Consider the following 20995-nt stretch of genomic DNA (forward strand, 5'->3'; position numbering starts at 1 on the left):
GCATCAACAACACCATCAAGGTCATCAAGCGCCGTGCCTACGGGTACCGCGATCAGGAGTACTTCTTCCTGAAGATCCGCGCAGCCTTCCCCGGAATTCAGCGATGAACCAAAAAAAGGGCCGCCCCGCGCACGGGACGGCCCTTGGGTCATGCCACCGCGCGCCTCAGTGGGCCTGCGGTGTCTCGTTGCGCGCCTGATGCGCGGCGATCGCCTTGGGATCGGGCTCGTCCATCTTGTCGCCCAGCACGCGCCGGACGATCACGAAGAACACCGGGATCAGCAGCAGGCCCAGGAACGTCGCGAACAGCATGCCGCCGATCACGCCGGTGCCCAGCGCGTGGCGCGCGTTGGAGCCGGCGCCGGTCGACAGTGCCATCGGCGTGACGCCCAGGATGAACGCGAACGAGGTCATCAGGATCGGCCGCAGGCGCAACCGCGCCGCCTCGACCGTCGCCTCGCGCAGAGTCTTGCCCTCTGCCCGTTGCTGCACCGCGAACTCCACGATCAGGATCGCGTTCTTCGCCGCCAAACCGATCACGGTGATCATGCCGATCTGGAAGAACAGGTCGTTCGACAGCCCCGGACGCAGCATCGTGAACACCACCGCGCCGAGGATGCCCAGCGGCACCACCAGCAGCACTGCCACCGGGATCGACCAGCTCTCGTAGAGCGCGGCCAGACACAGGAACACCACGACCACCGACAGCACCAGCAGCAGCGTCTGGGTGTTGCCGGCGATGATCTCCTGGTAGGACATGCCCGCCCAGTCGAAGCCGAAGCCCGGCGGCAACTCGTCGGTGACGATGCCTTCCATCGCCGCCATCGCCTCGCCGGTGCTGCGGCCGGGCGCCTGGGCGCCGACGATGTTGACCGCCGAGTAGCCGTTGTAGCGGCTCAGCGACGGCGAGGCGGTACCCCACTCGGCCGAGACCACGTTGCTCAGCGGCACCATCGCCGGCTGGCCGTTGGCGGCCGTGCCCGGCGCCGGGGTATAGAAGCGCTCGAACGACTCCGGACCGGTGCGGTAGGGCGCGTCGGCACGGATGTTCACCCGCTTGATGCGTCCTTCCGAGAAGTAGTCGTTGACGTACACCGGCGCGAGCATCAGCTGGATCGCGTTGTAGACGTCCTGCACCGACAGGCCCATTGCCTGCGCCTGCACGCGATCGACGTGCAGACCCAACTGCGGCGCGGCCTCCAGGGTATTCGGGCGCACGCCCACGACCGTGTCGGACTTGCCCGCGGCACTGGCCAGCAGCTTGTTGCGGGCTTCGGTCAACGCCGCCTGGCCCTGGCCGGTGCGGTCCTGCAGGTACATGTCGAAGCCGCCGAACTGGCCCAGGCCCTGGATCGTCGGCAGATTGACGACGAAGATCTGCGCTTCGGGCACCGCGCCGTAGAGCATGCCGTTGGCCTGATTGACGAACTCGTCGATGCTGACGTCGCGCTCGTCCCAGTGCTCGAGCTCGACGAACGCCATACCGACGTTCTCGCCCATGCCCACGAAGCTGAAGCCCGAGACCTGCAGGATGTTCTTGAAGCCGGGCACGCCGCCCGTCCGCTCGCCGGTTTCCGGGTTCTCCTGGCCGCGGAAGGTCTGGTAGACCCGGTCCATGACCGCCTGCGTGCGCTGCAGGCTGGCGCCGGGCGGCAGTTGCACGATCACCATCGCATAGCCCTGATCTTCCTCGGGCACGAAGCTGCTCGGCAGCCTGGCGTACAGCAGGCCACAGACCAGCGCCAGCAGCACGAACAGCACCATCCAGCGCGGCGAATGCCGAACGACGCTGGTGATGTGGCCGACATAGGTGTCGTTGATGCGGTCGTAGTACTTGTTGAAGACGCGGAAGACCACGTTCTCGCGCTTGTTGCCGTGCGGCTCGTGCTGCTTGAGGAACGTGGCGCACAGCGCTGGGGTAAAGCCCAGGGCGAGGAACGCCGAGAAGCCCATCGACACCGCGATGGTGATCGCGAACTGCTTGTAGATCTCGCCCGAAGCGCCGCCCTGCAGCGCGCTGGGGATGAACACCGCGGCCAGCACGACGGTGATCGCGACCACTGCGCCGGTGATCTGGCCCATCGCCTTGATCGTCGCCTCGCGCGGGGGCAGGTGCTCCTCGGCCATGATGCGCTCGACGTTCTCGATCACCACGATCGCATCGTCGACCACGATGCCGATCGACAGCACCATCGCGAACAGCGTCAGCTGGTTGACCGTGAAGCCGAGCGCGCTCAGGCCCAGGAACGTGCCCAGCAGCGCGACCGGGATCACGAGGGTCGGGATGATCGTCGCGCGCAGGTTCTGCAGGAACAGCAGCATCACCAGGAACACCAGGACGACCGCCTCGATCAGCGTCTTGACCACTTCCTTGATCGAGATCGTCACGAACGTGGTGCTGTCGAACGGCTTGAACCATTCGACGCCGGGCGGGAACGTGGCCGACAACTCGTCGAGCCGCGCAGTCACCGCCTCGGCCACGCCGAGCGCATTGGCGCCGGGCTGGAGCATGATCGCGACCGCGCCGGTCGGCTGGCCGTTGTACCTGGTGTCGAAGCCGTAGCTCGACGGACCAAAGGCGACCCGCGCCACATCGCCCAGACGCACGACCGCGCCATTGGCGTCGGTACGCAGGATGATGTCGCGGAACTGCTCGGGCGTGCTGAAACGGCCTTCGCCCGACACGGTCGCGCTGAATCCCACGCCCTCGGGCGCGGGGTCGGAACCGATCGAGCCGGCGGCGAACTGCACGTTCTGCGCCCGCACCGCCGCCAGCACCTCGGTCGCCGACAGGCCGTAGCCCTGCAGCTTGTCGGGATTGAGCCAGATGTTCATCGCATACTCGGCACCGAAGTGCTGGGTATTGCCGACGCCGGGCACGCGCGCCAACTGCTCGAGCACACGGGCCGCGATCAGGTCGTTGATCGCATTGCGGTCCATCGATGGGTCGCTCGAACGCAGGCCGACCACCATCAAAAAGCCGGTGTTCTCCTTGGCGACGACCACGCCCTGCTGGACCACCTCGCTGGGCAGCCGCGGCGTGGCCAGGGCGACCTTGTTCTGGACCTGCACCTGGGCGATGTCGCTGTCGGTGCCGGTCTCGAAGGTCAGCGTGACGCTGGCCCGGCCATTGGCGCTGGACGTCGAACTGAAGTACAGCAGATTGTCGATGCCGGTGAGCTGCTGCTCGATGACCTGGGTCACCGCCTGCTCGGTGGTCTGCGCATCCGCGCCGGGATAGGTCGCCGAGATGGTCACCTGCGGCGGCGCTACCGACGGATACGACTCGACGCCCATGTTCAGCAGCGAGATCAGGCCGCTGAGCGAGATCAGAATCGAGACGACCCAGGCGAAGACCGGGTGGTTGATGAAGAACTTGGGCATGGGATCAGTCCTGGTCGGCGGCGTCCGGGGCCGGCGCATCGGCAGCCGGCGGCGCGGCAGGCGCCGGGGCCGGCGCGCCGGACGCCGGCGTGGCGGCGGCAGCCGGTGCGGCCTGAGCCGGCTTCGGGCTCACCGCCGCGCCGATCTGGGCGCGCTGCAGGCCCGAGGTGATGACCCGGTCGCCTGCCGCCAGACCCGAATCGACGATCCAGTTGCCGCCGTCGGCGCGCACCAGATTGATGTCCTTGCGCGCGACCTTGTCGTCGGGACCGGCGACGAGCACGAAGGCGCTGGTCGCGTCGCGTTGCACCGCGGCCTGAGGCACCACGTAGATGCCGTCCTGGCGGCCCATGTCGGCGACCAGGGTCACGTACGTGCCCGGCAGCAGGCGGCGGTCGGGATTGGGCACGGTGGCGCGCAGCGCGATGGCGCCGGTCGCCGGGTCGACGACGTCGGCCGAGAAGTCCAGGCTGCCGGTGTGCTCGTAGACCGTGCCATCCTGCAACCGCACCTGCACCGAGGCCTGCTCGCTGCGGTCGACCTGCTTGGCGCGCAGCGCCTCCATGTCCGACACGCTCATCGAGAAGTTCACGTACAGCGGGTCGATCTGGTCGACGGTGGTCAGCAGCGTCACATCGCCCTGTCCGACCAGCGCACCCTCGGTGACCTGCTGCTTGCCGGCGCGGCCCGAGATCGGCGCGCGCACGGTGGCGTAACCTAGGTTGATCTGCGCACTGCGCACCGACGCCCGCGCCGCTTCCAGCGAAGCCTGCGCGCTGCGCTCGGTCGCCAGCGCGTTGTCGAGGTCGGACTTGGAGATGAAGTCGGTGGGCGCCAGCTGACGTGCGCGGTCGGCGGCGGTCTTGGCGTTGGTGTACTGCGCCTGCGCCTGCGCTTCGGCGGCCTGGGCGTTACCGAGCGCGGCTTGCAGTTGCGCCGGATCGATCACGAACAGCACGTCGCCTTCCTTTACGTCGCTGCCTTCGGTGTAGACACGACGCTCGAGCACGCCGGGGACACGGGCGCGCACATCGGCGCTGCGGAACGGCGCGAGCCGGCCGACCAGATCCTGGCGCAGCGGCTGCGCGCCCGGCTGGACAGTCAGCACCTCGACTTCGGGTGGCGGCGGCGCCGCCTGTTCCTGTTGATTGCCACAGGCGGAAAGCGCCGCGGCGAGCACGGCAATGGACAGGATTCGGCGCATGGGAGGACCTGGGGGAGGAGTCGAACGGGATTTACTATACCGGCCAGTATAGCTAATTAGGCAACCGATCTGCACCGTGCAGGAAGTCATTCCGCCACTCGGCTCCCCGAAGCGGCCATGAACCTTGCTCACAAAATGAACTTGATTCACAATGCGCCGCCGTTCCTGTTCAGGTTCCTCATGTCCGTCACCAGCGCCACTGTCGCCCGGCGCCAGCGCGAGATCGCCGAGCGCGAGATCGCCTTGCTCGATGTCGCCCAGGCGCAGATCCAGCGCGACGGGCTGATGTCGTTGCAGATGGCGCGCGTCGCCGAGGAATGCGGCTATGCGATCGGCACGCTGTACCGGCATTTCGCCAGCAAGGAAGATCTGCTGGTGGCCCTGGCGACACGCAACTGCATGAGCCGGGTGGAGCTGTTCGAGCGTGCGGCGCATTGGCAAGGCCCCACGCGTGAGCGGATGCTGGCCGTGGTTCTGGCCGACCTGCTGATCATGCGTGAGCAGCCGGAGCATTTCCGCCTGGCGCAGTTCGTCTGGACCGACATGGTCTGGGGCGCTGCGTCGGCGGAGAGCCGGCGCCGGGCGCTGGCGGCATTCGCGCCGCTGGGCGACCTGATCGACGGCATCGCGGCCGAAGCCCGCGCGAACGGCGAGCTGCCGTCGTCCACGCTCCCGATCCCGGCACTGACGATGGGCCCATGGATGATGTCGGTCGGGCTGCAGGCGCTGGTGCAGCAGCGCGATCTGATCGACACGGCCGTGATCGGCCACCCCTATCGACTGCTGATCCGCCATCTGCAGTACCTGTTCAACGGCTACGGCTGGCAGCCGCTGGTCGATGCCGGCGACGACGCCGCGCTCGACGCGCTGATCGACCGCGTCAGCCGCGACGTCTTCGGGACCGACTGGTCCAGCATCGCTCCCGCACTGCCCTGCCCTCCTTCCTACGCCTGACGGAACCCCCTATGTCCAGGACCGAGCCCCGACGCGCCCCGCGTCCCCGCCTCCGCATGTTCGTCGTGCTGCTGATCACCGTTCTGGTGTTCGGCGGCGTGTTCCTCGCCAAGTTCCTATCGGGACGTGCGGTCAACGCCTTCTTCGACGACATGCCGCAGCCACCGGTGGCGATCACCACGTTCGATGCGGTCGAGCAGGCATGGACGACGCCGCTCGAAGCGGTCGGCACCCTGGTCGCGGTCAACGGCACCGATGTCACCACCGAGGCCGGCGGCGTGGTCCGCCGGCTGTCGTTCGAGCCCGGCCAGCCGGTCAAGGCCGGCACGGTGCTGGTCGAGCTCAACACCGACAACGAGCTGGCGGTACTGCGCTCGAGCGAGGCGGCCGCCAAGCTGGCGGCGGTGCAGCGCGACCGCTGGCGCGAACTCGGCAGCGATCAGCTCGTCTCGCAGGCCGAGGTCGAGCAGCGTGCCACCGAGGCGGCAACGGCGCAGGCCCAGGTCGATGCGCAGCGGGCGCTGATCGCGCAGAAGACCATCCGCGCACCGTTCGACGGCGTGCTGGGCATCCGCAAGGTCAACCTCGGCCAGTACCTCGCGCCGGGGGCCGCGATCGTCAGCCTGCAACAGCTCGACCCGATCTTCCTGAACTTCACCCTGCCCGAGCAGCAGCTCCCCCGCATCCAGGAAGGCGCGACCATCGAGGCGCGGGTCGACGCGCTGCCGGACGCGCGCTTCGAGGGCACGATCACCGCAGTCGAGCCCGCGGTCGACCCGAACACCCGCAACTTCCAGGTGCAGGCGACGCTGGCCAACCCGGATGGCAGGCTGCGTCCAGGCGCGTTCGCACGCGTCGGCCTGGCGGTCGGCGGTGCGCAGAATGTGGTCGTGATCCCGCAGACGGCGGTCAGCTTCAACCCCTACGGCAATGCGGTCTACGTGGTGTCGGAGCAGCGCGGCGACGAGAAGGCCGACGCGCCCAAGGAGGGCGCACAGGGCCCGACGCTGACGGTGCGCCAGCGCTTCATCACCACCGGCCCCACGCGTGGCGACCTGATCGCGGTGACCGACGGCCTCAAGCCCGGCGAGCGCGTGGCCACCAGCGGCCTGCTGAAACTACGCAACGACGCGGTGGTGACGATCAACAACCGCGTCCAGCCGTCCGCAGACGACGCGCCGACGCCCGAGAACCGCTGACGCCGCGCGGGCTCCGGCCCGCCCCGCTCCCTGACCCGCGCTGCGATGCGCGGGGGAGAACGAGATGACATTCACAGACATCTTCATCCGCAAACCGGTGCTGGCGATGGTCGTCAGCCTGTTCATCCTGCTGTTCGGCCTGCGCGCGTTCTCCGAACTCAATGTGCGTCAGTACCCCGAGCTGCAGAATGCGGTCGTCAACATCAGCACCACGTACTTCGGCGCCGACGCCGACCTGATCCAGGGCTTCATCACCACGCCGCTCGAGCGCGAAGTCGCCAGTGCCGAAGGCATCGATTACATCACCTCGACCAGTTCGGCCGGCGTGAGCGTGATCCAGGCCTACATCCGCCTGGACTACGATCCCAACCAGGCCCTCACCCAGATCGCGGCCAAGGTCAACAAGCTGCGCAGCGAACTGCCGGCCGAGTCCGAGAATCCGGTCATCGACCTGCAGCAGGGCCAGCAGGTCGCGGCGATGTATGTCTCGTTCGCCAGCGACACGCTCGACGACAACCAGATCACCGACTACCTCACGCGCGCGGTGGAGCCGAAGATCGCGACGATCCCAGGCGTGCAGCGTGCCGAGATCATGGGCCCGGGCGCATTTGCAATGCGGGTGTGGCTCAAGCCCGACCGGATGACCGCGCTGGGCGTCACCGCCAGCGATGTCCACGCCGCGCTGCAGGCCAACAACGTGCTCTCGGCCCTGGGCTCGACCAAGGGCCAGATGGTGGCGGTCGATCTCACCGCGCGCACCGATCTGCGCACGCCCGATGAGTTCCGCGCGCTGGTGGTGCGCGAGGCAGACGGCGCGATCGTGCGCCTGGGCGATATCGCCGATGTGGTGCTGGGCTCGGAGAACTACGGCTCGTCGGTGCGCATCAACGGGGCCTCGGCCACGTTCATGGGCATCTATGTCTCGCCCGACGCCAACGCGCTGGACGTGATCGCGGACGTGCGCCGCGCCTGGGACAACGAGATCGTGCCGCAGTTGCCCGAGGGCATCGAGGCGACGATCCCCTACGACAGCACCGAGTCGATCCAGGACGGCATCAACGAGGTCATCCGCACGATCATCGAAGCGGTGATCATCGTGATCGTGGTCATCTACCTGTTCCTGGGGTCGCTGCGCAGCGTGCTGATCCCGGCGATCACCGTGCCCCTGTCGCTGGTCGGCGCGCTGTTCCTGATGCTGCTGATGGGCTTCACGATCAACCTGCTCACATTGCTGGCGATGGTGCTGGCGATCGGCATCGTGGTCGACGACGCGATCATCGTGCTGGAAAACATCCACCGCCACATCGAGGAGGGCATGACGCCGTTCGATGCGTCGATCCGTGGCGCGCGCGAACTGGCGTGGCCGGTTGTGGCGATGACCACGACCCTGATCGCGGTGTATCTGCCGATCGGCTTCCAGGGCGGACTGACCGGAGTGCTGTTCACCGAATTCGCGTTCACGCTGGCCGGCTCGGTGCTGCTGTCGGGCGTGATCGCGCTGACGCTTACGCCGATGATGTGCGCCAAGATCCTCAAGCCGCATGGTCAGGGCAGCGGCAAAAGCCGCCTGGAAGCGTGGCTGGACCGCCGCTTCGACGCCCTGCAGCACGGCTATCAGCGACGCCTGCACGGCGCGCTGCAGACCCGCGGCGTGATCCTGGCCTTCGGCGCGGTGGTGCTGGTCTCGTGCGCATTCCTGTACATCGGCGCGCCCAAGGAACCGGCGCCGATGGAGGACGAAGGCTTCGTGTTCGCGATCGGCAGCGCGGATGCGGCAAGCACGCTGGACTATGTCGAGCGCTACACCGAAGAGATGTCCGACATCGTGGATCAGATCCCCGAGATCAACGACTTCTTCCTGTTCAACGGCGGCTTCGGCGGCATGGGGGGCAGCAACAGCGCGATGGGCGGCTTCGTGCTCAAGCCCTGGAGCCAGCGCGACCGTTCGACCAACCAGGTGCTGCAGCAGGACCTGCAGCCCAAGCTTGCCGAGATCACCGGCTTGAACATCTTCGCGCTGGTGCCGCCGTCGCTGCCCTCGGCCGGCGGCGACGGCGGCGGCGAGTTCCTGATCGGCGGCATCGGTTCGCTGGCGCAGCTGTCGGAGATCGCCGACGAGGTCGTCGCGCGCGCGCAGCAGAGCCGGCGCTTCATCTTCCTGGACAAGGACCTGAAGATCGACAAGCCGCGCGTGGAGGTGCAGATCGATCGCGACAAGGCGGCGCTGCTGGGCATCGACATGCGCACGTTGGCGGCTGACATGAGCGCGCTGCTCGCCGGCGGCTACGTCAATCGCTTCGCGATGCAGAACCGCTCCTACCGGGTGATCCCGCAGGTGCAGCGCGCCGACCGGCTCAATGCCGAGCAACTCGGCAACTACTACACCCGTACCCGCAGCGGCGAGCTGATCCCGCTCTCGACGGTGGTCTCGTTCAAGGAAAGCGCGCAGCCGCAGTCGCTCAAGCGCTTCCAGCAGCTCAATGCGGTGGGCATCACCTTCGCGCCGCGACCGGGCGTGACCAAGGGCGAGGCGCTGCGGGTCCTCGACGAGATCGCCGCCGACGTGCTGCCGCAGGGCTACAGCGTGGACTACGCCGGCGAGTCGCGGCAGTTCAAGCAGGAAGGCACCACGATGCTGATCACGCTGGCGTTCGCGCTGGTGATCATCTTCCTGGTGCTGGCCGCGCAGTTCGAGAGCTTCCGCGATGCGCTGATCATGCTGATCACCGTGCCGATGGCGATCAGCGGCGCACTGCTGGTGCTCAACGCGCTGGGCCTGGTGTCGGGCATCCTGCAGTTCGCCGGCATCGAGGCCTTCCCCGGCATGTCGATCAACATCTACACGCAGGTGGGCTTGGTCACCCTGGTGGGTGTGATCTCCAAGCACGGCATTCTGATCGTGGAGTTCGCCAACAAGCTGCAGATCAACGAAGGTCTGAGCAAGGCCGAGGCGATCGAGCAGGCCGCCGCGATCCGCCTGCGACCGGTGCTGATGACGACGGCCGCGCTGGTGTTCGCGATGGTGCCGCTGCTGATCGCCAGCGGTCCGGGTGCGGCGGCGCGCTTCTCGATGGGCCTGGTGATCGCCGCCGGCATGTCGATCGGCACCGCGTTCACGCTGTTCGTGCTGCCGGCGTTCTACCTGCTGCTGGCGCGCGACCACAGCCACGACCGGGGCGCGGTGGCCGCCACGGACGCCGACGGGCACGACGGCAACCCAGCGACGCCGGTGCCCCAGGGGCACTGAGCACGTCGGGCATCCGCGGCGCATGCCGCGGATGCCACGCCCTCGATCAGAGCCGGCGCGGCAGCGCGTCGATCCAGGCCGGATCGAGCACCAGGGCGCCCGCGTCGGCGCTGCCCCCGTCGCCGACGAACGGCAGCACGCCCAGGCACGGCGCCGGCAGCGCATCGGCAAGCAGGCCGAGATAGTCGTCTGCGCGCGAGAACTCTGGATCGATCCGGTTGCCGACCCAACCCACAAGCCGACAGCCGTCGGCCGCGATCGCGCGTGCGCTTAGCCGGGCATGGCTCAGGCAGCCGAGCCGGAGCCCGACCACCAGCACCACTGCGCCGCCCAGCCACCGCGCCAGGTCCGCATGTTCGATGCCCTCGGCCAGCGGCGCAGCCCAGCCGCCAGCGCCTTCGACCAGCACCACATCGGCCGCCGCGGCGAGCCGCGCGTGCGCCGCGTGCAGATCGGCGGCATCGACGATCACGCCGGCCGCGCGTGCGGCCAGGGTCGGCGCGGTCGCTTCGGGCAGGGCCACCGGGTTGACGTCGGCGTATGCCGGCCGGGGCCGGCTGGCGGCCTGCAGCGCCAGCGCATCCTCATTGCGCCAGCCACCGTCCTGCCAATCGCAGCCGCTGGCGACCGGCTTCATGCCGACCGCGCGGCGACCATCGGCACGCAAGGCCTGCAGCAGCGCCACGCTGGCGTGGGTCTTGCCGATGCCGGTATCGGTCCCGGTGACCAGGCACGTGCGCGCGCTCATACCGGTGCGCCTATCGGGACGCCAGCGACGGCGCGGCCGGGCGGGTGCGACCCCGCTGCTACACTGCGCGACATGTTCACATCCACACCTCTGAGCGGCAGCAAGGCCGACCAGTATGCCGCGCTCGCGGCACAGGCCCGCGCTCTGCTGCACGGCGAATCCGACCCCATCGCCAATGCCGCGAACCTCTCGGCGCTGGTCTACCACGCCCTGCCCGACCTCAACTGGGTCGGCTTCTATTTCTACGACGGGACCGAACTGGTCGTCGGCCCGTTCCAGGGCCTGCCGGCCTGTGTGCGTATTCCGCTCGACAAGGGCGTGTGCGGCGCCGCAGCGCGCACCCGGCAGACCCAGCGGGTCGACGACGTGCACGCCTTTGCAGGCCATATCGCCTGCGATGCTGCGTCGCGGTCTGAAGTCGTCGTGCCACTGGTCGACGGCGACCGCCTGATCGGCGTCTTCGATCTCGACAGTCCGCTGCCGGCCCGGTTCGACGCCGACGATCAGGCCGGGCTGGAGGCGCTCGCACGGCTCTACGTCGAGCACGCGCGTTGAGCGCGCCGAAGCTGCGCAACCTCGGGCCGAAGTCGGCGGCGTGGCTGCGACAGGTGGGGCTGCGCACGCGCGAGGACCTCGAAGCAGCGGGCGCGGTCGAGGCCTTCGTGCGCGTGCGCCGGGCCGGCTTCCGACCCAGCCTCAACCTGCTGTACTCGATCGAGGGCGCGCTGCTGGACTGCCACTGGCAGGAGGTCCCCGAAGCTCGGCGTCTGCAGCTGACCGAGGCCGCCGAAGCGGCGACCGCACAACTGCCCGACCCGCGCGCACGGACCGCGGGCGGCCCGGTCACCACGATCGTGCACGACGCGGCCGATCGCGACGACGCGATGCCGGGCGACCCCGACGCACGCTGAACCGGACGAGCGCTGGCGTACAATCGCGCCTGCTTCGCGGTGACCCGGCCTGCCTGGGTTGAAACGGGAAGCCGGTGCGGGCGCCGCGAGGCAACCCCATTCCGGCACTGCCCCCGCAACGGTAAGCGTGTGCAAGCGTCGCTTCTCGCCACTGTGCCCTGTGCACGGGAAGGCGCGACGCCTGGGCTCAGACCGCCCACGCGCAAGTCCGGAGACCGGCCTCGAAGTTCCACCTGATTGCGATGCGGCGGGCATTGCGACGACGTTCCGGGTGCGCCTTGCGCCTGGACGGCGGTCCGTGTGCGCCCGTTCCCGCGATCTTCGCCCGCCCGCCGCGCGTTCGATGCGCGCGCGCAAGGAGACCGCAATGCCGTTCCGCACCTTGACCGTGGCGATCGCCACTGCCCTGCTCGCTCCGTCGGCGCTCGCCGCTCCCGGCGAACTCGACGCCGTGCTCGTCACCGCCAATCGCACCCAGACCGCGCTGGCCGACACCCTCGTGCCGGCGCAGATCATCGACCGCGACGAGATCGAACGCAGCCAGGCGCGCGACCTGCCGGAGCTGCTGCGCGGCCGCGCCGGCATCCAGATCGGCAACAGCGGCGGCCCGGGCAAGCTGAGCTCGATCTTCCTGCGCGGCGCCGAATCCGACCACGTACTGGTGCTCGTCGATGGCGTACGCATCGGCAGCGCGACCGCCGGCATGCCGGCGATCCAGGACCTGCCGGTCGACCAGATCGAGCGCGTGGAAATCGTACGCGGCCCGCGTTCGAGCCTCTACGGCTCGGAAGCGATCGGCGGCGTCATCCAGATCTTCACCCGCCGCCACGACGGCGCGATTGCGCCGCACGCACGAATCGGCGCCGGCAGCCACGGCTTGCGCGAAGCCAGCGCCGGCATCGGCGGCCGCAGCGGCCGGGGCTGGTTCGGTGTCGATGCAGCGTTCCAGCGCACCGACGGCATCGATGCCTGCCGCGGCTCGTCGGCGTTGTTCCAGGGGTGCTTCGTCGAAGAGCCCGACCGCGACGGCTACCGCAACCGTTCGCTGAACCTGCGCGCCGGCGTGCAGCTCACCGACGCGCTGCGGCTGGAAGGTCATGCCTTGCATGCCGACGCGTTCAATCAGTTCGACGGCAGCCTCTTCGGCGGTAACGAGGCCGACATCGTGCAGCAGGTGGCAGGCGGAACACTGACCTACGCGCCCTCGGACGTCGTGCGCCTGACCGCGCAGGCCGGCCGTGCCTACGACAAGTCGAGCACCTCCTTCCGCGATGCCGACACCGGCACGCGCAGTCATGTCGGCCGCATCGACACCCGCCGCGACACCGCCTCGGTGCAGGCCGACTTCGGCCTGGCGCCGACCCAGGGCCTGAGCCTGGGCTTCGACTGGCAGGCCGACCAAGTCGACAGCGACACCCGCTACGCGGTGACGGCGCGCGACAACTACGCCACGTTCGTCGAGTACCGCGGCCGCTTCGGCGCGCATCGCCTGCAGGCGAGCCTGCGCCACGACGACAACGAGCAGTTCGGCGGCCACGGCACCGGCAGCCTGGGCTGGGGCATGGAGCTGGCCCACGGCCTTCGCGTGACCGCCAGCGCCGGGACCGGCTTCAAGGCCCCGACCTTCAACGACCTGTACTTCCCCGGTTCGGAGAGCCCGGACCTCAAACCGGAACGCGCCAAAAGCGTGAATCTCGGCATCTCGCAGCAGGCGGCCCAGTGGCGCTGGTCGCTCGACGTGTTCGAGAGCCGCATCGACGACCTGATTGTGTTCGTCTACCCGCCGCCGGACTATGTCGGTCGCGGCAGCAACATCGACGAGGCCCGCATCCGTGGCGCCGAGCTGACGTTCGCGACCACCCTCGCCGGCTGGGACCTGTCGACCGAGTTGAGTCACGTCGACCCGCGCGACCGCAGCCAGGGCACCTACCGCGACAACCTGCTCGCCCGACGCGCGCGCAGCAGCGGCCGGCTCGACATCGATCGCAGCTTTGGCGACCTGCGCATCGGCACTACGCTGCGCGGCGCCGGCGGCCGCTACGACAACCCCGCCAACACGCTGCGCGTCGGCGGCTACGGCACCCTCGACCTGCGTGCGGCGTGGGCGTTCGCACCCGCGTGGACGCTCGAGGCGCGGGCGACCAACCTGCTCGACAAGGACTACGAGACGGTGGCGTGGTACCGCCAGCCCGGGCGCGAGTACGGCCTGGCGTTGCGCTGGCAGCCGCTCGCGCGCTGACGCGGTGCCGGTCGCGGGGGGGCGGGCCGCCTCGCCCCCCCCCCCCCCCCCGGCCGCATCGCCCGGCATCTGCGAGACTGTCGGCCGGCACCGGCTTGGCAGGGACAGCAATGCGCGTATTCGTCATGGGCGCGTCGGGCGGCGTGGGCACACGGCTGGTCGCGCAGGCGGTGGCGCGCGGCCACCGGGTCACGGCGCAAACGCGGTCGGCAGATCGGCTCACCGCCACAGCGGGCGTCGACATCGTAGTCGGCCGCCCCGACGACGCCCGCTTCCTGGCGCAACGCATGCCCGCGCACGATGCGGTCGTGATGAGCCTGGGCGTCGCCAGCCCGAGGCCGACGACGGTGTTCTCTGATGCGACCCGTGCAGCGATCGCCGCGATGCGCGACAGCGGCGTGCGGCGCCTGATCGCGATCACCGGCGTGGGCGCGGGCGAGACGCGCGGGCACGGCGGCTGGCTGTACAACCGCATCGTCTTTCCGCTGGTCACTCGCCACCGCTATGCCGACAAGGAACGCCAGGAGGCGCTGATCCAGGACTCAGGGCTGGACTGGACGCTGGTGCGGCCCGCGCCGTTCACCGCGCGCAGTGGACGCGGCGACTGGCAGGTCGCCCTGTCCGTCCCGCCGTCGCTGCAACTGCGCACGGTCACCCGGGACGAGGTGGCTGGCTTCGTGATCGATTGCCTCGAATCAGGCGACTTCCTCCACTGCACGCCGTTCATCGGGCGTCCGCGCTGAGGTCACGGCGCAGGCGGGGACGCTGCCCAGCCGGACGGGCACCGCCCGCCGCAGGTCAGCATCCCGCTTGGGCATCCGAATCGGCGATATGCGCCATCAACCCGCTTCGACCGGGCGCGACCTCCGCGGCCAGCACGTGGCGGTCGGGGTAATCGCCACCGTTCTGCGCCCGGAACGCGATCGGCGCCTGCTCGAACAGCCCCGCCAGCCGCGCCCGCCACGCCTGGGATGCCGACGCGAGGCCCTGCGCGTCGAGCGCACCCGCGCCGTAGACCGCGAAAGTGGGCAGCACCTGCATGCCCGGAAAGAACAAAGCACCGTGGGTGATCGGAAACAGCAACTGTTCCAGCGGGCCATTGATGCCGCGGGGCGAGTAGTCCACCTCGGGACCGCCGACCGACACCGCGAGCAATGCACGCTTGCCCGCAAACCCGCCCTCCCCGTACCGGTGGGCGTTGCCGGCATCGCCGTAGCCATAGGCCAGCCCGTAGGCCCAGACCCGGTCGATCCAGCCCTTCATGATCGCCGGCATGCCGAACCACCACAGCGGAAAATGCAGGATCACCGCATCGGCCGCCATCAGCTTGCGCTGTTCGGCCACCACGTCCGGCGTCTGACCATCATGAGCGAAGGCATGGCGCGACTCGGCCACGAACGACAAGCGCTCGGGGTCGAGGCGATGGGGAAAGTCGTCGGCGTCGAACACCGCCTTCCAGCGCGCCGCGTACAGATCGGATTGCGTCACCATGTGACCCTGCGCAGACAGGACGTCGGTCGAGATGTCGACCAGACGACGGGTCATCGAGGTCGGCTCTGGATGGGCGTGGACCAGCAGGACATGCATCGGCGCGGCTCGCAAGGACGATGCACACAAGGTAGCGATGGGAATCCTATAGTTGAAATGGATTCTCACCATTCCAGGTATCGTCATGCGCAATACCTTGCGGGGACTCGATCTCAACCTGCTGCGCACACTCGACGCGTTGCTGATCGAGCACAACGTGACCCGCGCCGCGCAGCGTCTGCATCTGGCGCAGCCGACCATCAGTGCCCAGCTCGCACGGCTGCGGGATTTCTTCGACGACCCGCTGCTGCTGCCAGGACCGCGCGGCATGCGCCCGACGGCACGCGCCGATGCGCTGCGCGAGCCGCTGCGGCAGTCGCTGGCGGCGCTGGCCCAGGCGGTCGCGCCTGCCCCGCCCTTCACGCCCGCCCAGGCCCGCCAGACGTGGCGCGTCGCCGCCTTCGACTACAGCGTACTGACGGTCCTGCGCCCGGCCTTGGCCACGTTGCGGATCGCCGCGCCAGGGATGCGCCTGGCGGTCGTGCAACGGCCACCGGGCCAGATGGCCGCCAGTACGGCGCAAGATGAGGTCGACCTCGCGTTCCTGACCAACGCCGAGGCACCGCCCACGTTGCGCTGGCGCCGCATGTTCACCGAGCGCTACCTGCTGGTCGGGCGCGCGGGACATCCTGGATTGAAGCGTCGCCCGACACTGGCGCAGTTTTGCAAGCTCGACCATGCGATCGTCTCGCCGGACGGCGGCGGCTTCGATGGGGCTACCGACCGCGCACTCGCCGAGCGCTGCATGGCCCGTCGCGTCGTGCTGTCGGTGCCGCAGTTTCTGGCGCTGCCGGCGTTGCTGGAAACCAGCGACTTGGTGGCGATGCTGCCCTCGCGCCTGGTCCAGGCGAACCCGGCGTTGCGGGTGGTCGCACCGCCGATCGCCATTCCCGGCTTCGACCTGCTGATGCTCTGGCCCGAGCGTGTCCATCGCGACCCGGCCCACCAGTGGCTGCGTGCGCACATCGCCGGTATGGAATGAGGCGACCAGCCGCGCCCCGGTGCGTGGCGGCCGCCCTCTGCCGCCGCATAGGCCGAGACCTTCGACGCGCATCTGCGCGACGGTGTGGCGCGCACCGGCTGCGAACATCAGCGCCCCTCACATTGGTATGACCACATATCTGCGACCTTGGTCGCGTTGACGTTGAACCCGCTCAGTTCGCTAAGATTGCCCGGTATTGAGCGCGCCCTGCCTTCGAATCGGTCATACCAATTGGCCGTGGCGCGCCGGATGCGGTCCATTGATCCGCGCTTGCCGGGCGCGAATCGGACCCGCCTCGGTTCACCGCCCCGCCTCCGCGCCGATGATCGTCATCGCTGCAGGCGAACTGACATGGATGGATTCCCGGATGCGCATTCCCGCCCCAGCGACCCGCCCCGACACGATCGGCGCGCGCCGATTGCGTCTGTCCGACCAGGTGGTCGACCGCGTGCTGGCACTGATCGACGCGCGCGAGCTGAGGCCCGGTGATCGCCTGCCGGCCGAACGCGCGCTCGCGCTGGAACTGCGCGTGTCGCGCACCGTCTTGCGCGAGGCGATCGCCCACCTGGCGAGTCAGGGCGTGCTGCATGCACGCCAGGGCGGCGGCACCTACCTGTGTGCGCACGACGCACCCGCAACCCCGCGCATCGCGCCGCTGCAACCATTCATCAGCGTGTTCCGGAGCGATCCGGAGTACCGCTACGACGTCCTGGAGATCCGCCACGGACTGGAGGGCATGGCTGCCTGGCACGCCGCGCTGCGCGCGACCGACGAGGACCGCGCGCGGATCGCCGATGCCTTCGACGCAATGACGGCCCTGCATGGCCGCAACGATCCCGCCGGCGAGGCGCGCGCCGATGCCGCATTCCACCTGTCCATCGCCGAGGCCTCGCATAATCTGGTGCTGCTGCAGGTCATGCGCGGGATGTTCGACCTGCTGCAGACCAATATCTCGCAGAGCCGCGAAACGCTCTATGTCTCGGCGCGCACCTTCGAGCCGCTGTTGATGCAGCACCGGGCGATGCGCGACGCCGTCCTGTCGGGTGACCCGGAGGGCGCACGCGCCGCCGCGCACACCCACCTGGCGTTCGTGCACAGCTCGCTACGCGAACTCGATGACAACGAAGCGCGCCGCGCCCGCGCCTCGCGCCTGCCGCCGTCGCACAGCTGAAGGCGAGCGCCATGATCATCGCCGCCTCGACCGACTACCGCGCCGCCGCCCAGCGGCGGCTGCCGCCGTTCCTGTTCCACTACATCGACGGCGGCGCGTACGCAGAACAGACCCTGCGTCGCAACGTCGCCGACCTGGAGGGCATCGCCCTGCGCCAGCGGGTGCTGCGCGATGTCGCCGACCTGGACCTGTCGACCGAACTGTTCGGCGAGCGCCTGGCCTTCCCCGCGGCGCTCGCACCGGTCGGGCTGAGCGGCATGTATGCGCGCCGCGGCGAAGTCCAGGCGGCCCGCGCGGCGGCTTCGCGTGGCATCCCGTTCACGCTGTCGACGGTGTCGGTCTGCGCGATCGAGGAAGTCGCACCCGCGATCGACCGGCCGATGTGGTTCCAGTTGTACGTGCTGCGCGACCGCGGCTTCATGCGCGCCGCGCTCGAACGCGCACAGGCCGCCGGCTGCAGCACGCTGGTGTTCACGGTCGACATGCCCACGCCCGGCGCGCGCTACCGCGACGCGCACTCGGGTATGAGCGGCCCCAACGCCGCGCTGCGCCGCCTGTGGCAGGCAGCCACGCATCCGCGCTGGGCCTGGGACGTGGGTCTGCGCGGGCGCCCGCACGATCTGGGCAACATCTCCGCCTACCGCGGCGCTGTGACCGGACTGGCCGACTACATCGGCTGGCTGGGCGCGAACTTCGACCCGTCGATTGCGTGGAAGGATCTGGAATGGATCCGCACATTCTGGCGCGGACCGATGGTCATCAAAGGCATCCTCGACCCGGACGATGCCCGCGATGCGGTGCGCTTCGGCGCCGACGGCATCGTCGTCTCCAACCACGGCGGGCGTCAGCTCGACGGCGTATTGTCGACCGCGCATGCGCTGCCCGCGATCGCAGACGCCGTCGGCGGGTCGCTGAAGATCCTCGCCGATTCGGGCGTGCGCAGCGGGCTGGACATCGTGCGGATGCTGGCGCTGGGCGCCGATGCAGTGCTGCTGGGCCGTGCGTTCGTCTATGCGCTGGCCGCGGCCGGCCAGGCGGGGGTGGCACACCTGCTCGACCTGCTGCAACAGGAAATGCGCGTGGCGATGACGCTGACCGGCGCGCGCACCGTCGCCGACATCGGCGGCGATACCCTGGTTGCGCCACCGCGATGACACCGGGGCTGGTCGAGCGGCTACGCGGTATCGTCGGCCGCCGTCATGTGCTGACCGGCATGCGTGCGACACGGCGCTACCGCAAGGGGTATCGCTTCGGCGACGGGCCGGTGCTCGCGGTCGTCCGTCCGGGCAGTCTGGTGGCGCTGTGGCAGGTGCTGCAGGCGGTGCTCGACGCTGGCGCGATCGTGCTGATGCAGGCGGCCAACACCGGCCTGACCGGTGGGTCGACGCCTGACGGCAACGGTTATGACCGCGGCATCGTACTGGTCAGCACGCGGCGGCTGCTGGGCATCCAGTTGCTCGACGGCGGCCAGCAAGTGGTGTGCCTGCCGGGGGCAACGCTCGACCGGCTGGAAAAAGCCCTCGCGCCGTTGGATCGCGAGCCGCATTCGGTGATCGGTGCGTCGTGCATCGGCGCCTCAGTGCTCGGCGGCGTGTGCAACAACTCCGGCGGCGCGCTGGTGCGCCGCGGTCCGGCCTACACCGAGCTGGCGCTGTTTGCGCAGCGCGACACCGACGGTACGCTGCGGTTGGTGAACCACCTGGGCATCGAACTGGGCGACGACCCCGAGATGATGCTCGCGCGATTGGAGGCCGGCGACTACCGCACCCGCGATGTCCGCGACCCGCCCGATCGCGTCGCCTCGGACCGCCGCTACGCGCAGGACGTGCGCGACGTCGATGCGCCCACGCCGGCACGCTACAACGCCGACCCCTCGCGACTGCACGAGGCCTCCGGTTCGGCAGGCCGGCTGGCGGTGTTCGCGGTGCGGCTCGACACCTTCCCGCGCGCGCCGGCGACCGTGCTCTACATCGGCAGCAACGAGCCCGACGACCTCACCGCGATCCGCCGTCACCTGTTGCGCGCATCCGACGACTTGCCGATCGCCGGCGAGTACGTGCACCGCGACGCGTTCGACATCGGCGCTCAGTACGGCAAGGACGTGTTCCTGCTGATCGACCGCTTCGGCACCGACAAGGTCCCGGCAGCGTTCGCGCTCAAGAGCCGGATCGACGGCGTGCTTGAGCGTATCGGCCTGCGCGGCGCGAGCGACCGGGCGCTGCAGGCGCTCGTCTCGCTGTTACCCGACCAGCTGCCGCGCCGGTTGCGCGACTTCCGCGAGCGCTATGCGCACCATCTGTTGCTCAAGGTCGGCACCCCGCAGGCGGCCGCGACCGAGGCGTTTCTGGATCGCCATTTCGCCGCAGCCACATCGGGCAGCTGGTTCCGCTGCACCGCCGACGAGGGCCGCAAGGCCTTCCTGCATCGCTTCGCCATCGCCGGCGCGGCGGTCCGCTACCGCGAGGTGCACCGGCGCCAGGTCGCCGACATCGTCGCGCTCGACATCGCGCTGCGCCGCAACGATCGCGACTGGGTCGAGACGTTGCCGCCGTCGATCGCATCCGCGCTCGCCGGCAGGCTGTACTACGGACACTTCCTGTGCCACGTCTTTCACCAGGACTACATCGTCAAGGCCGGCCACGACCCTCTGGCGATCGAGCATGCGATGTGGGCCCTGCTCGACGCACGTGGCGCCGAGTACCCGGCCGAGCACAATGTCGGCCATCTCTACACCGCCAAGCCGGCGCTGGCCGCGTTCTATCGCGCGCTCGACCCGACCAACAGCTTCAACCCAGGCATCGGCCACACCCCAAAAGGTGCGCACTGGCGCGACGGCGACTGTCCGCGATGATCGCGCGCGCTTATCGGCCCGCCATCGCACAGTGTCCAGCACCTGCCGAGTGCCGCGACCACCCAGCGGAATCGGGCCGCGACTGGGCGCGGTACCCGGCAGGCGCCCACGACGGACGACCGGCTCCTGGCTGGCACGTCCCTGCCCATCCAAAGTGGAACGCCCGTTCCCGCATCTGGGTGAAGAACCACAAGAAAGCCCCGCTCACGCGGGGCTTTCTTGTGGCTGCGCGCGCGGTCAGGCGACCGGCGCCACACCCGAGGCCTGCGCCCCCTTCGGTCCCTGCGTCACCTCGTAGCTCACCCGCTGCCCCTCCTGCAGCGAGCGGAAACCACTCGAGTTGATCGCCGAGAAATGGACGAATACGTCCGCACTGCCGTCCTCGGGCGCAATGAACCCGAATCCCTTCGCATCGTTGAACCACTTCACTGTGCCGTATTGCATGAACGTCTGACCTCGTCTGGATACGTGATACCGGCCCGCCTGCAAGGAGCGACCGGCGGCCCGAGTATGCAAAG

17 protein-coding genes and 1 riboswitch are annotated in these 20995 nt (G+C 69.2%); of the genes, 12 read left to right on the forward strand and 5 right to left on the reverse strand.

Annotated features, from left to right (window positions below; translation table 11 throughout):
* A partial coding sequence (locus tag ABE487_RS07775; RefSeq protein ID WP_346448448.1) for a transposase occupies positions 1-107 on the forward strand: 107 nt, incomplete at its 5' end.
* Positions 108-165: 58 nt separating this feature from the next.
* Here the strand turns inward: ABE487_RS07775 and ABE487_RS07780 are convergent.
* Entirely contained in the window at positions 166-3384 is a 3219-nt protein-coding gene (locus ABE487_RS07780; protein WP_346452822.1) for a multidrug efflux RND transporter permease subunit, read from the reverse strand.
* A gap of 4 nt (positions 3385-3388) precedes the next feature.
* Positions 3389-4588 carry an efflux RND transporter periplasmic adaptor subunit gene (locus ABE487_RS07785; RefSeq protein WP_346452883.1) on the reverse strand — a complete coding sequence of 400 codons (1200 nt, stop codon included), beginning with the start codon at positions 4586-4588 and terminating at the stop codon, positions 3389-3391.
* 180 nt (positions 4589-4768) lie between these two features.
* On the opposite strand from ABE487_RS07785, the gene ABE487_RS07790 reads away from it, so the two are divergent.
* From ABE487_RS07790 to ABE487_RS07800, 3 genes are all read left to right on the forward strand, one after another.
* Positions 4769-5542, forward strand: coding sequence for a helix-turn-helix domain-containing protein (locus ABE487_RS07790; RefSeq protein WP_346452797.1), 774 nt, complete (start codon positions 4769-4771; stop codon positions 5540-5542).
* Between the two features lie 11 nt (positions 5543-5553).
* Positions 5554-6741, forward strand: a complete 1188-nt coding sequence (locus tag ABE487_RS07795; protein WP_346452884.1) for an efflux RND transporter periplasmic adaptor subunit — start codon at positions 5554-5556, stop codon at positions 6739-6741.
* A 64-nt stretch (positions 6742-6805) separates the two neighbouring features.
* On the forward strand, positions 6806-9988 hold the full coding sequence (locus ABE487_RS07800; RefSeq protein ID WP_346449688.1) for an efflux RND transporter permease subunit: 3183 nt from the start codon (positions 6806-6808) through the stop codon (positions 9986-9988).
* Positions 9989-10034: 46 nt separating this feature from the next.
* Here ABE487_RS07800 and bioD read toward each other — a convergent pair whose 3' ends face one another.
* Positions 10035-10736, reverse strand: coding sequence for a dethiobiotin synthase (bioD, locus tag ABE487_RS07805; protein ID WP_346452799.1), 702 nt, complete (start codon positions 10734-10736; stop codon positions 10035-10037).
* A 72-nt stretch (positions 10737-10808) separates the two neighbouring features.
* Here bioD and ABE487_RS07810 point away from each other — a divergent pair, with 72 nt between their 5' ends.
* From ABE487_RS07810 to ABE487_RS07825, 4 genes are all read left to right on the forward strand, one after another.
* Positions 10809-11291 carry a GAF domain-containing protein gene (locus ABE487_RS07810; RefSeq protein ID WP_346445829.1) on the forward strand — a complete coding sequence of 161 codons (483 nt, stop codon included), beginning with the start codon at positions 10809-10811 and terminating at the stop codon, positions 11289-11291.
* Entirely contained in the window at positions 11288-11647 is a 360-nt protein-coding gene (locus ABE487_RS07815; RefSeq protein ID WP_346445828.1) for a TfoX/Sxy family protein, read from the forward strand. Before ABE487_RS07810 ends, ABE487_RS07815 begins: the two co-directional genes overlap by 4 nt.
* Positions 11648-11667: 20 nt before the next feature.
* Positions 11668-11886: riboswitch (cobalamin riboswitch) on the forward strand.
* Between the two features lie 128 nt (positions 11887-12014).
* The gene (btuB, locus tag ABE487_RS07820) at positions 12015-13886 is read left to right on the forward strand and encodes a TonB-dependent vitamin B12 receptor (RefSeq protein WP_346452800.1); all 1872 of its coding nucleotides are present in this window, start codon (positions 12015-12017) and stop codon (positions 13884-13886) included.
* Positions 13887-13996: 110 nt separating this feature from the next.
* A complete protein-coding gene (locus ABE487_RS07825; protein WP_346447682.1) occupies positions 13997-14629 on the forward strand; it encodes an NAD(P)H-binding protein in 633 nt (210 codons plus the stop codon).
* A gap of 55 nt (positions 14630-14684) precedes the next feature.
* On the opposite strand, the gene ABE487_RS07830 is transcribed toward ABE487_RS07825, so the two are convergent.
* A complete protein-coding gene (locus ABE487_RS07830; RefSeq protein WP_346452697.1) occupies positions 14685-15473 on the reverse strand; it encodes an NAD(P)H-dependent oxidoreductase in 789 nt (262 codons plus the stop codon).
* 52 nt (positions 15474-15525) lie between these two features.
* On the opposite strand from ABE487_RS07830, the gene ABE487_RS07835 reads away from it, so the two are divergent.
* From ABE487_RS07835 to dld, 4 genes are all read left to right on the forward strand, one after another.
* On the forward strand, positions 15526-16455 hold the full coding sequence (locus tag ABE487_RS07835; protein WP_346452698.1) for a LysR family transcriptional regulator: 930 nt from the start codon (positions 15526-15528) through the stop codon (positions 16453-16455).
* Positions 16456-16822: 367 nt separating this feature from the next.
* On the forward strand, positions 16823-17626 hold the full coding sequence (gene lldR / locus ABE487_RS07840; RefSeq protein WP_346452699.1) for a transcriptional regulator LldR: 804 nt from the start codon (positions 16823-16825) through the stop codon (positions 17624-17626).
* Positions 17627-17637: 11 nt separating this feature from the next.
* Positions 17638-18780 (forward strand): FMN-dependent L-lactate dehydrogenase LldD, encoded by a 1143-nt coding sequence (gene lldD / locus ABE487_RS07845; protein ID WP_346452700.1) that lies wholly within the window; start codon positions 17638-17640, stop codon positions 18778-18780.
* Complete coding sequence (gene dld, locus ABE487_RS07850) at positions 18777-20477, forward strand: D-lactate dehydrogenase (protein WP_346452701.1); 1701 nt, start codon at positions 18777-18779, stop codon at positions 20475-20477. Before lldD ends, dld begins: the two co-directional genes overlap by 4 nt.
* 237 nt (positions 20478-20714) lie before the next feature.
* Here the strand turns inward: dld and ABE487_RS07855 are convergent, their stop codons facing one another.
* Positions 20715-20921, reverse strand: a complete 207-nt coding sequence (locus ABE487_RS07855) for a cold-shock protein (protein ID WP_241946029.1) — start codon at positions 20919-20921, stop codon at positions 20715-20717.
* Positions 20922-20995 lie beyond the last annotated feature (74 nt).

The sequence above is a fragment of the Luteimonas sp. TWI596 genome (genome assembly GCF_039674105.1).
In the GTDB taxonomy this organism is placed as follows: Bacteria; Pseudomonadota; Gammaproteobacteria; order Xanthomonadales; family Xanthomonadaceae; genus Luteimonas.